The sequence below is a fragment of the Aliidongia sp. genome (assembly GCF_035943795.1).
Lineage (GTDB): Bacteria > Pseudomonadota > Alphaproteobacteria > ATCC43930 > CGMCC-115725 > Aliidongia.
Window position 1 is genome coordinate 20,123 of the sequence record NZ_DASZBY010000080.1, and the last position, 12,123, is coordinate 32,245.

Below are 12,123 nucleotides of genomic sequence, written 5' to 3' on the forward strand. Positions count from 1 at the left end.
ATGAAACTTCTGAGATATGCGGCGGCGGCCCTGCTGATGCTGGGCCTCGCCACGGCGGCGCGGCCGGCGGCGGCGCAGACGGTCGACGAGATTCTGGCGAAGGGCTCGATCAATATCGGCGTGCTGGTCGACCTGCCGCCCTACGGCATCCTGAACGACAAGCAGGAGCCGGACGGCTACGACATCGAAGTGGCCAAGCTGCTCGGCAAGTACATGGGCGTGAAGGTCAACCTGGTCCAGCTGACCAGCCCCAACCGCATCCCGTTCCTGCTGACCAACAAGGTCGATCTGATCGTCGCCACCTTCGGCGTCACGCCGGAGCGCGCCAAGCAGGTGCTGTTTTCGATTCCCTACAGCGCGATCGAGAATGTCGTCTTCGCGCCCAAGGACAAGAAGATCACGTCGATGGACGATCTTAAGGGCCTGAAGATCGGCGTGCCGCGCGGCACGGTGCAGGACGTGATCCTGAGCTCGACCTTCGGCGATCAGGTCAAGATGTCCCGGTTCGACGATGATCCGAGCACCTATCAGTCGCTCATCACCCACCAGGTCGATGCCATCGCCGAGACCGGCCTGACCGGCGACACGATTTTCGCCCAGAATACGGGCGCCGGCATCGAGCGCAAGTTCACGCTGCTGCAGCAACCGAATGGCATCACCATGCGCAAGGATCAGTGGAACCTGCACCAGTGGGTCAACACTTTCGTCTATTTCGTGAAGAACAATGGCGAGCTCAATGCCATTCACGAGAAGTGGTTCCACAAGCCGCTGCCGAACCTGCCGACCTTCTGATCGCGGGTTTGGTGCGGCTGGCCCATCCGGGGTGTGGGGACTCCGGATGGGCCTTTTTTGCGCCGAGCCGTGCCGCGACCGGTATCCACGTCCGCCGGCTTCACCTATAGTTCTGCTTCATATCCGCACCTTCGTTGAAAACGATCCCACAAAAAAACCAACGAGGGGAGACGATATGGAGTCTTTGCGCCTTGCGGGATGGGGCGGCCTTGCCGCCCTCGCCCTGTCGATCGGCTGGCAGGCGCCGGCTGCGGCTGCCGGCCGCTGCGACCAGCTGCTGGCCCTGCTCCATGGCCAGATCGCCGATGCGACCTGCGTCGACAGCGCCGACCTCACCACCGCCAACCCGGCGACGACGCCAGCCAATAACGCGCTGGCCGGCCTGCCGGCCTTCGCCTTCACGCCGCAGACCGATCGCGCGACGATCGCGCCGAGCGCGCCCGACCAGACGCCGCTGACCCATGCGGTGCCTGGTTTGCAGATCCAGGCCCGCCTGGCCAAGGATCCGCTCGGCGAGGCGCGCATCCTCGTTCGCCTGCCCAACAATTGGAACGGCAAGCTGGTCGTTGCCGGCGCGTCGGGAACGCGCAGCGAGTTCAACGGCGACATCGCCTGGAGCGACTACGTCCTGCAGAAAGGCTATGCCTACGTCTCGCAGAACAAGGGCGTCTATAATTTCCAGCTGTCGAGCGCCGCGGATCCGCTCGCCTGCCGGCTCAATCCGGCCTCGTCGATCTACGTCCATTTCTACGACAACGACCCGGCGGCGCTGTTCACCCGCTGGAACGAGGCGATGCTGGCAGCGGCCCGGCTCGGGCGCGACGCGGTCGAACTGCGCTACGGCCGGCGCCCGGCCCGAACCTATGCGGTCGGCACCTCGAACGGCGGCTACCAGGTGCGCCGGGCGGTCGAGACGGCGCCCGACCTGTTCGACGGCGGCGTCGATTGGGAGGGAACCTACGTCGATCCAACGCGGGGCAACATCCTGGCATCCTTGCCGCCTGCGCTGCTGAACTATCCCGACTATGTCGCCTCGGGCTTCGATCCCAACAGCACCGCGGCCAAGAACATCGTGGCGGCTGGCTATCCGCCGGACATCGTCTCGGGCACCAACTCGCTCTGGGGCTTCTATTGGGCGCAGTTCTGGGAGGTAACCCAGTGCCAGTGGCAGAAGCGGCTCGACCCCGGCTATGACACCTATGGCGCCGGTCCGGCCAACTACGTCTATGTCGATCGGCTGTCCGCCTCCAACGTCGGCGCCAACCTCGCGGCCTTCACCACGACCGGGCATATCCAGCGGCCGCTGATCACGGTCGCCGGCACCATGGATGCGCTGCTGCCGATCAACGACCAGGCCCGCGCCTATGCGCGCGCGGTCGATGCCGGCCGCGGCGACGATCGCGAGCAGGATCGGCGGCACGACCGCACGCCGCCGTACCGGCTCTACGAAGTGCAGAACGGCAACCATATCGAGACCTTCAAGGGCAGCTTCCCACAGCTCGAACTGATCGAGCCGCATGCCCAGAAGGCGTTCGATCTGCTGGTCGGCTACGTCGAGCAGGGTGCGGCCCTGCCGCCGGACCAATGCATCCCGCACGGCGGTGCCATCGCCTCGTCGCCGGCGCAGCCGGGCCATTGTTCCAGCCTGTTCGTGCCGTAACGCGTTCCGGACCGGCGTGCGAGGGGGCTCGATTTTCGGGGGCGGGGGTGGCAGTCTCCGTTCCGCCCATGTCGTCCTCCTTCGCACCCGCCTCCGAACAATCCACCGCCGCGCACCAGCGCGCCCATGACCTGCTGCGCGAGATCTTCGGCTATGGCCAGTTCCGCGGCCAGCAGCAGGCGATCATCGAGCATGTGATCGACGGCGGCGACGGGCTGGTGCTGATGCCGACCGGCGGCGGCAAGTCGCTGTGCTACCAGATCCCGGCCCTGGTCCGCCCCGGTCTCGGCATCGTCGTCTCGCCGCTGATCGCGCTGATGAAGGATCAGGTCGACGCGCTGCGCCAGGCCGGCGTGCGCGCAGCCTACCTCAATTCCTCGCTCAATCCGGGCGAATCGCGCCGGCTGGAGGAAGAGATGCGCGAGGGCGCGCTCGACCTGGTCTATGTCGCCCCGGAACGGCTGGTCATGCCGTATTTCCTCGACATGCTGAGCCAGCTCAAGATCGCGCTGTTCGCGATCGACGAGGCCCATTGCGTCTCGCAATGGGGGCACAACTTCCGACCGGAATATCGCGGCCTCAGCATTCTGCACGAGCGGTTCCCGGACGTGCCGCGCGTGGCGCTGACTGCGACCGCGGACGGGCCCACGCGCAAGGACATCGTCGACCGGCTGCAATTGGGCGATGCGCGCGTGTTCGTCTCGGGCTTCGATCGGCCGAACATCGGCTATCGGGTGGTCGAGAAGAAGGACGCGCGCAACCAGTTGCTGAATTTCCTCAAGACCGAGCATCCGGACGACGCCGGCATCGTCTATTGCCTGTCGCGCCGCAAAGTCGACGAGATCGCCGATTTCCTGTCGCAGCACGGCCGCCTGGCACTGCCCTACCACGCTGGGCTCGACGCCGAAACGCGCCAGCGCCACCAGGATCGGTTCCTGAAGGACGAGGGCGTGGTGGTCGTGGCGACCGTCGCTTTCGGCATGGGCATCGACAAGCCGAACGTCCGCTTCGTCGCTCACCTGGACGTGCCGCGCAGCCTGGAGGCCTATTACCAGGAGACCGGCCGCGCCGGACGTGACGGGCTGCCGGCGACCGCCTGGATGGCCTATGGCCTGGCCGACGTGATCTCATGCAAGCAGATGGTCCAGGGCTCGGAACTCGACGACCGGCAGAAGCGGGTTGAGTTGCAGAAGCTCGATGCGCTGCTCGGCTACTGCGAAACCTCGACCTGCCGGCGCCAGGTGCTGCTCAACTATTTCAACGATTCGCTGCCCGGGCCGTGCGGCAACTGCGACATCTGCCTGAGCCCGGTCAAGAGCTGGGACGGCACGGTCGCGGCCCAGAAGGCGCTGTCGGCGGTCTATCGTACCGGCCAGCGCTTCGGCGTGCAGCATCTGGTCGACCTGCTGACCGGCAAGGAAACCGACAAGATCCTCGAGCGCGGCCATAATCTGCTGAAGACCTTCGGGGTCGGCCGCGACATCGGCCGCAATGCCTGGCAGGCGATCTTCCGTCAGCTCGTCGCCGGCGGCTATCTGGCGGTCGACGTCGAAGGCCACGGCGGGCTGCTGTTCGGGCCGAAGGCGACCGCCGTGGTCAAGGGCGAGCAGACTGTCGAGTTCCGCGAGCATAAAGAGGAAAAGTCGCCGCGCCGCCCCTCCGGCGGCGTGCGCCGCGGAGCGGCCGCCTTGGAATTGGAAGGCAGTGACGCGACGTTGTTCGAGGCGCTGCGGCACTGGCGGCTGGAGCTGTCGCGCGAGCAGGGTGTGCCACCTTACGTCATCCTGCACGACGCGACCCTGGTGGCGCTCAGCGTCGAGCGCCCGTCGGATATAACGGCGCTGGCCGCGATTCCCGGCGTCGGGCGATCGAAGCTCGACCGTTACGGCCAGGCGATCCTGGAAATCGTCCGGCAGGGGTAGGGCGACTCGGGACGGGCCGCCCTCTGTCGGCTACCAGGCCGGCAGGATCGCGCCCTTGAAGCGCTGGTCGAGAAAGGCCGCGACCTCCTTCGACTGATAGGCAGCGACCAGGATCTTCAGGTCTGCCCGATCCTTGTCCTTCTCGCGCGTCGCGATGAAATTGCCATACGGGTTGTTCTGGCGCGGCTCGATCGCGAGCGAACCGGTGCGGGGATCCAGGCCGGCACCGATCGCATAGTCGGTGTTGATGACCGCCGCATCGAGGTCGTCGAGCGAGCGCGGCAGTTGGGCGGCGTCCAGCTCGATGAACTTGAACCCGCGCGGGTTGTCGGCGACATCGGCCAGCGACGGCAGCAATCCCTTGCCGGGTGCCACGGCGATGAGCTTGTTCGCCGCCAGCAGATTGATCGCGCGGCCGCCGTTGCTGGGGTCGTTCGGAATGCCGATCTTGGCACCCTTGGGCAGTTGATCGAGGCTCTTCACCTTTTTCGCATACAAGCCGATCGGTTCGACAATGGTGAAGCCGATCGGCACGATGTGATAGCCGCGCGCCGCGATCTGCGCATCGAGATAGGGCTTGTGCTGAAACGCATTGGCATCGAGGTCGCCGGCCTCGAGCGCGGCATTGACCAGGGCGTAGTCCTGGAAAGTGACGAGTTGGACCTCGAGCCCCTGGCCCGCCGCGACTTTCTTCGCGACTTCCGCCACCTCTTCCTCGCCGCCGGCCATGACGCCCAGCTTGATCTTGCCTGCCGCCTGGGCGGCGCCGACCGAAAGGGACAGGCCCAGCAGGGCCACAAGCCCCACGAGGCGGAGGCGGTGTTTCACAGGGTGCGACATCGGCGGATCCATTCTGAAAGGCCACGAGGGCTTCAGAGTTGGGCCGCAAAACGATACGAGGGATATCGCTGATTCAACATATCGATCACGATGATTTATATATTGACACGTTTTGTATTTGTATATTCAGAGCGAGAGTTGCGAACCAGCACCGATCATGACGTCGAAGAACGTGTCAGAAATGATCGCGCAGCTGGATGCCGAATTCGTGTCGTTCGAAGAAGGTGCCGCGGTCGCCGAAGCTGTCGGGCAGGGAGCTTTCGCGCAGCAGCGGCGCCAAGTGCGGCTGATCGGGTACGTCGCCCTTGGCGGTGACCGTGGGCGCCGGCTTCGCTGGGGATTGCGGCTGATAGGGAATGGCCGGTTCCGACTTGAGCAGTACGCTTTTCAGCGGGTCGAAATTGAGCTGGAGCGGCGCATCATACTGTTCCGCCGGCGTCTGGGTCGCCGGCGCGAGCGTGGTATCGCCGCCGTGCTTCTTGGATTTCTTGGTGGTGGTGGTCGGCTCTGCCGCGTATCCGGGCGCACAGACGGCCCCGGCCAATCCGCAAAGACAGATTAGCGTCACCATGAGTTTTATGGACTGTCGCGATTCCATGGGCCGAGTATTGCGGAGATTTGATGGTTTTGAAAGCTAAACCGACAACGAGCGCTTGCGTGTCGCAAAAATGTACCTGAGTCTTGCGGCTTTTAGATGCGTGACTTGACCGCCGCAGCAGCTTGAGCGTGTAAAGGGCCTCTGCGACCGATGATCGTTCGAAGGCGGAGGGAGATGGCGGCGATCGAAACGGCAAAGCCCGGCATCTCGCGGCAGGCGATCATGACCGGTATCGTGACGGCGCTGGTCGGGTACGGCAGTTCGGTCACGGTCGTGGTGAACGGTCTCAATGCCGTCGGCGCCACCACGGAGCAGGCGGCCTCGAGCCTGTTGGCGATGGGCGTCACGATGGGCATCACGGCGATTGTCCTCAGCCTCGTCCATCGCATGCCGATCAGCATCGCCTGGTCGACGCCGGGTGCCGCTCTGCTGGCGACGACCGGCCCGATCGCCGGCGGCTTTGCCGCAGCCGAAGGCGCGTTCGCGGTGGCGGGGCTGCTGGTCGTCGTCGCCGGCCTGTGGCGACCGATCGGCCGGCTGGTCGGCGCGATCCCCGCCTCGCTCGCGAATGCCCTGCTCGGCGGCATCCTGTTGAACCTGTGCCTGGCGCCGTTTCACGCGCTCGCCGATATGCCGCTCCTGGCGTTTCCGGTCATACTCACCTGGCTGGTGGTCGGCCGTTTCGCCCGGCTCTATGCGCTGCCGGCGACGGCGATCGTCGCCCTGGCTCTACTCGGTTTCGACGTCGGCGGCGCCGGATCGCACGGGCTGGCCCAAGCGGGGCTCTGGCCGGGCCTGGTGCTGACGCCGCCCACCTTGTCCTGGGGCGGGCTCGTCGGCATCGCGGTGCCGCTGTTCGTCGTCACCATGGCGTCGCAGAACGTGCCGGGCCTGGCCGTCCTCGCGACCTTCGGTTTCCGGCCGCCGCCACGCCCGATCTTCCTCTTGACCGGCCTTGCGTCGCTCGCGACGGCACCGGTCGGCGCGCTTACGGTCAATCTCGCCGCGGTCACCGCCGCGCTGTGCGCTGGTCCCGACGCGGATCCGAGACCCGAGCGGCGTGCGGCCGCGGCGGTCACGGCCGGGCTCTGCTATCTGCTCTTGGGCCTGCTGTCGGCAGCCGCGGCAGCGCTCGTCGCGACGGCGCCCCCGCTACTGATCGAGGCCGTCGCGGGTCTGGCGCTGCTCGGCGCGTTCGGCGCCTCGGTTTCGGCCGCCCTCAAGGATGATGGCGATCGCGAGGCGGCCTTGGTGACGTTCCTGCTGACCGCTTCCAGCCTCAGTTTCTTCGGCATCGGCTCCGCCTTCTGGGGCCTCCTCGGCGGGCTTGCCGTCCTTGGCCTGCGGCGGCTCGATTTCGGCAGAATTGGCCCGGGCTCCTGAATTGGGGCGAAAACGCCGCGTCCGATTCGTGCCGTGTCAGGCGAGACAAGTCTGAGTTAATCGCCTAACCTGCCCGTCCAATTTGCACGCGGAGGCGATCGGTACGGTGGTTTGCCGTCGGCGATCTCCCCGATCGAACAAGCTCCGCGCAGGATATCCAGGAGGAAAAAGCAGATGAAGCTGTTGCGTTACGGTCCGGTCGGCCAGGAAAAGCCCGGCATGCTCGATGGCGAGGGCAAGCTCCGCGACCTCACGGGCAAGGTCGCCGACATCGCCGGCGAGGCGCTGTCGCCGGCCGGCCTCGCCAAGCTGAAGGCACTCGATCCGGCGAGCCTGCCGCTGGTCGCGGGCAGTCCGCGGCTCGGGCCCTGCGTCGGCCAGGTCGGCAAGTTCGTCGCGGTCGGCCTCAACTACTCCGACCACGCGGCCGAGACCGGCGCCAAGGTACCGGAAGAACCGATCCTGTTCATGAAGGCGACCAGCTCGATCGTCGGCCCGAATGACACGGTCGTCATTCCGCGCAATTCCAAGAAGACCGACTGGGAGGTCGAACTCGCGTTCGTGATCGGCACCAAGGCCAGCTACGTGAGCGAAGCGGATGCGCTGAAGCACGTCGCCGGCTATTGCGTGGTCAACGACGTCTCCGAGCGCGAATTCCAGATCGAGCGGGGCGGGCAATGGACCAAGGGCAAGAGCGCCGATACATTCGGCCCGATGGGTCCCTGGCTGGTCACGCCCGACGAGATCGCCGACGTTCAGGCGCTCGATATGTTCCTCGACGTGTCCGGCAAGCGCTGCCAGACCGGCACGACCAAGACCATGATCTTCGGCGTGCAGTTCCTGGTGCATTACATCAGCCAATACATGACGCTGCATCCGGGCGACGTCATTACGACCGGTACGCCGCCGGGCGTCGGTCTCGGCATGAAGCCGGCGCCATGGTTCCTGAAGCCAGGCGATGAAATGCATCTGGGCATCCAGGGACTGGGCGAGCAACGGCAGAAGGTGGTTGCCTCCGAATGATCGCTGCCTGAGAAATAGGCGGAATTGGCGAAAAACCCGTTGCGACTCCTCCGCGGAGGACTGTCGCAACGGGTTTTCTTCGGCTATGCTCGTGTTCTCTTGGTGTCAATCCGAGCATAGAGCAGCCATGTACGACCACCGTCCGGGCTTTTTCCGCACCGATGATCCACCTTCCGGCCGCCGGGTCGATGCCAAGGTGAAATGGTTCAACGCCAGCAAAGGGTTCGGCTTCGTCACGCCGGCCGATGGCACGCAGGACGCGTTCCTGCCGATGGCGACCCTGCGTCGCGCCGGGTTCGAGGACGTGAGCGAGGGCGCCTCGCTGGTCTGCGAGATCGGCGACGGCGCCAAGGGACCGCTGGTGGTCAATGTGCTGGATGTCGACCTGACCACGATCGTGGCGCCCTCGGCGCCGCGCGGTGGGTTCGATCGCGATGCGGTCCAGACGCCATCAGGCTCGCTCGACGGCGCAGTGAAATGGTTCGAGCCGGGTAAGGGCTATGGCTTCATTTCGCCCGATGGTGGCGGCAAGGACGTTTTCATCCATATCACCGCGCTGCGCCGCAGCGGACTGCAGGGCCTGGATCCGGGCGTGCGGGTGCGCGTCGACGTGGTCGACGGCAAGAAGGGGCTGGAGGCGTTCGGCATCACGATCATCTGATCGCGACCGCGTCTCCGGAAACTCGACCGGCCGGGTGCACAGCCCGGACCGGCCATTCCATTGTCAGTCCTTTTTGCCGTTCAGGCGATTGGCCGCCGCCTTGGAATCGGCCGACAGCTTGTCGAACCGCGCCTGGACTTCGTGCTGATGGTCGGACAGGGCGCCGCCGATCGCGTGATTGTCGGCCTGCGCCTCGTTGAAATAGCAATCCTCGTACTGTTTGGCCGCCTGCTGGTAGGCATTGGCCTCCTTGACGCTCGCCTCGTAGGCCGCACGTCCGGACCCGTTGATTGCGGGCGGCGTCGGCTCGGTTCCGCAGCCGGTCGGCGTCCAGGTCCCGTTCCGCAACGTGCCGGCCTCGGCGGCCCCGCCGGCCAGCGCGAAAATCATCATTGCAGCGATGGTTCGTCCGATCATCTCGTCCCCTTGTCGATAATGCTCAAGCGGGCACTGTTCGACCACGCCGGTGCGGGGCTGTAAAGTCAGGTCGGCGGCCCGTTCTTCGGCGAGGCGCCGGGGACGGTCGGCTGAGCCGGCGTCGCCGGGTTCGCAGGAACGGGAACGGGAGGCTTTGTTGGCGCCTTCTGTCCGGGGAGCAGGGTCTTTCGGCCGCCGACGAAAACCTCGCAGGCGCTCGTGCCGTCCTGGCGGAACAGATAATCCTCCGTCGCGACGGCAAGCTGGTTCGGGTCCCAGAGATTGAGGCCGCTGCCCTTGGCGACGCCGAGTACGGCGGCACCGCCGGCCTTGGCATGCAGGCGAACGATGAAGCGGCCCATCTGCCGTTCGTTGAACCGGCCTAGCGAGCAGGCGTTGCTCAGCTTCGGGTCGCGGGGCCCGGCCTCCCAATAGGGCGCCTGGGAATCGAGCAGGTTTTCCGTCGCCTTGCCGGCCATCGGCCAAGCCATGAGGCAGCTTGCGAGGGCGATCCGCAATACGACGCCTTGTCTCGACATGGGTTCCGCTTCTAGGGTCCACCGGAAACGAAGCTTACCACGGCCGCGGTCCGCGCGGCAGGAGAGGGTTATGCCGACCGCCCATGCCGAGATCCGCGATCTGTGCCGTCGCGCATTGTCCGGTCACCGCCGCCAGACCGTTCGCGAAACGTTGGACCAACTCGCCCAGTCACCGTTCGCCGATCTGCCCCGCGACATTTATGGCGAGGGCGAGGCGATGCAGGCGCTCGAGCGCGACGTCGCGGCCCTGCTGGGCAAGCCGGCGGCGGTCTTCATGCCCAAGGGTGTGATCGCGCAACAGGCGGCACTGAGGATCTGGGCCGATCGTTCCGGCCTGCACACCGTCGGTTTGCATCCCAAATGCCATATCGATCTGGACGAACGATCGGCATATGAGCGGCTGCATGGGCTCCAAGGCGTCCGCCTGGGCCTGGACCATCGGCCGTTCGGCGTCACGGACCTGGAGGCGGCGGCCGAGGAATTCGGTGTCGTGACCGTGGAGCTGCCGCTGCGACGGGCCGGGTTCAAGCTGCCCGACTGGGACGATCTCGTCGCCATCGCGGACTGGTGCCGCAGCCGGGGCGTGCCGCTGCATTTCGATGGCGCGCGGCTGTGGGAGGCCCAGCCACACTACGGCCGCCCGCTGGCTGAGATCGCCGGTCTCGCCGATTCGGCCTATGTCTCGTTCTACAAGGGGCTGGGCGGGCTCGGCGGATCGATCCTGGCCGGCCCGGTCGACTTCATCGCGGCAGCGCGAGTCTGGCAGGGACGCCATGGCGGCAATCTATGGACCGCATTTCCTTTCGTCATCAGTGCTGCCGAGGGTCTGAAGCGCTACCTGCCGCTGATGCCGGCCTATCGCGACCGGGCGCGTCGGCTTGCGGCGGCGCTCGCGGCCGTTCCGGGCGTGACCGCGGTGCCGGCGCCACCGCACACCAACGCCTTTCAACTCTATCTGCCGGCATCGGCCAAGGCGCTCGACGCGGCCCATCAGGCGTTGGCGCGCGACAGCGGGGTCTGGCTGTTCGGCCGGTTCGCCGAGACCGCTGTGCCCGATCTGACCATGGCCGAGATCGGCGTCGGCGACGCGGCCGACGACCTGACCGATGGCGAGATCGTCGATCTGGTCGGTCGCCTGGTCGCGACGGCGCGCGCATCGTGAGGCGCCTCGCTCTGCTGATGCTGGTGGTGGCGGGCGCCACGGCGGCTGCCGACCCGGTGCGCCTGCCGATCCTGGTGCCGGTCACCGGGTTCCTGTCGCTCGAGGGCACCAGCCAGCGCAACGGCGCGCTCCTCGCGCTGCAACAGGCACCGGCCGGCCTCGCGGTCACGGGCGAGGTGGTCGATACCGCGACGGCACCGGAAAATGCGGTCAATGCCTTGCTGCGCGTGCTCGATGGCGGCCCGGTTCCGGCAGTCGTCGCGTCGATGCTGGGAACGCAAATGCTGGCACTGATGCCGATGGCGGCGGACGAAAAACTACCGCTGCTCACGGTCTCCGGCACGGCCTCGCTGACCGAAAAGGGCAATCCCTGGGTCTTCCGCTTCTTTCCGTCGGACCGACTCGCCAAGGAGGCGCACGTCCGCTACGCGGTCGAGCAACTGGGCAAGCGCAAGCTGGCGCTGGTCTACCAGACCACCGCTTATGGCCAGAGCGGCGCTACCTATATCGCGGCCTCGGCGAAACGCCACGGCGCCGACCTGGTGTTCAGCGAAGGCATCGACACCGACGTCAAGGACCTGGCGCCGATCCTGAAGCGGGCCTCGACGTCTGGTGCGGATGCGCTGCTGCTGCATCTCCATGCGGGGCCGACCGCGCTGGCGATCCGACAGATCGCGGCGCTCGGCATCGCCCTGCCGGTCATCGCCGGGTCCGCCCTGCACCAGCCGGCCACGGCGGCGCTGCTCGACCCCAAGGAGCTGAAGGGGATTTGCGCCGAGTCCGCTGCGTCGCCCGTGTCCGGCGGTTCGCCGCGAATGACCAAATTCCTGGCCGATTATCGGGCGGCGTTCGGCGCCGATCCCGACGCCTATGCGCTGGCCCAGTACGACGGGACGGAGATGCTGCTCGACGTGCTTGCGCAAGGTGCCAGGACCGGAGAGGCGGTGCGCGCGGCACTGGCCAGCAAATCGTGGGACGGCATCGCCATGCGCTATGCGTCCGACGGGCACGGCGACATGGCGCATAGCGTCGTCATTCTCTGCTACGACGGCGTCACGCGCATTCCGCAGATCGTCCGACGCTATGACGGGCTCGACGTGGCGGCGGCCGACTGACGGGCATCGAC

Annotated in this window: 12 protein-coding genes; 8 read left to right on the top strand and 4 right to left on the bottom strand. The window is 66.3% G+C overall.

Annotated elements, in window-relative coordinates; genetic code table 11:
• The 3 genes from VGV37_RS13675 to recQ all read left to right on the top strand — a co-directional run bounded on the left by VGV37_RS13675 (position 1) and on the right by recQ (position 4,374).
• The gene (locus VGV37_RS13675) at positions 1 to 792 is read left to right on the top strand and encodes a transporter substrate-binding domain-containing protein (RefSeq protein ID WP_326880245.1); all 792 of its coding nucleotides are present in this window, start codon (positions 1 to 3) and stop codon (positions 790 to 792) included.
• A 175-nt stretch (positions 793 to 967) separates the two neighbouring features.
• Positions 968 to 2,452: a 3-hydroxybutyrate oligomer hydrolase family protein gene (locus tag VGV37_RS13680; protein WP_326880246.1), complete on the top strand. Its 1,485-nt coding sequence runs from the start codon at positions 968 to 970 to the stop codon at positions 2,450 to 2,452.
• A 68-nt stretch (positions 2,453 to 2,520) separates the two neighbouring features.
• Positions 2,521 to 4,374: a DNA helicase RecQ gene (recQ, locus tag VGV37_RS13685; RefSeq protein ID WP_326880247.1), complete on the top strand. Its 1,854-nt coding sequence runs from the start codon at positions 2,521 to 2,523 to the stop codon at positions 4,372 to 4,374.
• A gap of 30 nt (positions 4,375 to 4,404) precedes the next feature.
• Here the strand turns inward: recQ and VGV37_RS13690 are convergent, their stop codons facing one another.
• Together VGV37_RS13690 and VGV37_RS13695 are read right to left on the bottom strand one after the other, a co-directional pair.
• A complete protein-coding gene (locus tag VGV37_RS13690; RefSeq protein ID WP_326880248.1) occupies positions 4,405 to 5,214 on the bottom strand; it encodes a MetQ/NlpA family ABC transporter substrate-binding protein in 810 nt (269 codons plus the stop codon).
• A gap of 175 nt (positions 5,215 to 5,389) precedes the next feature.
• Positions 5,390 to 5,785: a hypothetical protein gene (locus VGV37_RS13695; RefSeq protein WP_326880249.1), complete on the bottom strand. Its 396-nt coding sequence runs from the start codon at positions 5,783 to 5,785 to the stop codon at positions 5,390 to 5,392.
• A gap of 201 nt (positions 5,786 to 5,986) precedes the next feature.
• Here VGV37_RS13695 and VGV37_RS13700 point away from each other — a divergent pair, with 201 nt between their 5' ends.
• The 3 genes from VGV37_RS13700 to VGV37_RS13710 all read left to right on the top strand — a co-directional run bounded on the left by VGV37_RS13700 (position 5,987) and on the right by VGV37_RS13710 (position 8,879).
• Positions 5,987 to 7,195, top strand: a complete 1,209-nt coding sequence (locus VGV37_RS13700; RefSeq protein ID WP_326880250.1) for a benzoate/H(+) symporter BenE family transporter — start codon at positions 5,987 to 5,989, stop codon at positions 7,193 to 7,195.
• Positions 7,196 to 7,369: 174 nt separating this feature from the next.
• Positions 7,370 to 8,218 (top strand): fumarylacetoacetate hydrolase family protein, encoded by an 849-nt coding sequence (locus tag VGV37_RS13705; RefSeq protein ID WP_326880251.1) that lies wholly within the window; start codon positions 7,370 to 7,372, stop codon positions 8,216 to 8,218.
• A 127-nt stretch (positions 8,219 to 8,345) separates the two neighbouring features.
• On the top strand, positions 8,346 to 8,879 hold the full coding sequence (locus VGV37_RS13710; RefSeq protein ID WP_326880252.1) for a cold-shock protein: 534 nt from the start codon (positions 8,346 to 8,348) through the stop codon (positions 8,877 to 8,879).
• Positions 8,880 to 8,942: 63 nt separating this feature from the next.
• On the opposite strand, the gene VGV37_RS13715 is transcribed toward VGV37_RS13710, so the two are convergent.
• Both VGV37_RS13715 and VGV37_RS13720 read right to left on the bottom strand, forming a co-directional pair.
• Positions 8,943 to 9,272 carry a hypothetical protein gene (locus VGV37_RS13715; protein WP_326880253.1) on the bottom strand — a complete coding sequence of 110 codons (330 nt, stop codon included), beginning with the start codon at positions 9,270 to 9,272 and terminating at the stop codon, positions 8,943 to 8,945.
• A gap of 89 nt (positions 9,273 to 9,361) precedes the next feature.
• Complete coding sequence (locus VGV37_RS13720) at positions 9,362 to 9,835, bottom strand: hypothetical protein (protein WP_326880254.1); 474 nt, start codon at positions 9,833 to 9,835, stop codon at positions 9,362 to 9,364.
• 70 nt (positions 9,836 to 9,905) lie between these two features.
• Between VGV37_RS13720 and VGV37_RS13725 the strand changes: the two genes are divergently transcribed.
• On the top strand, positions 9,906 to 10,997 hold the full coding sequence (locus VGV37_RS13725) for a threonine aldolase family protein (protein WP_326880255.1): 1,092 nt from the start codon (positions 9,906 to 9,908) through the stop codon (positions 10,995 to 10,997).
• Positions 10,994 to 12,112 (top strand): ABC transporter substrate-binding protein, encoded by a 1,119-nt coding sequence (locus tag VGV37_RS13730; protein WP_326880256.1) that lies wholly within the window; start codon positions 10,994 to 10,996, stop codon positions 12,110 to 12,112. The genes VGV37_RS13725 and VGV37_RS13730 overlap by 4 nt, the downstream gene beginning before the upstream one ends.
• The last annotated feature ends 11 nt before the right edge of the window (positions 12,113 to 12,123 follow it).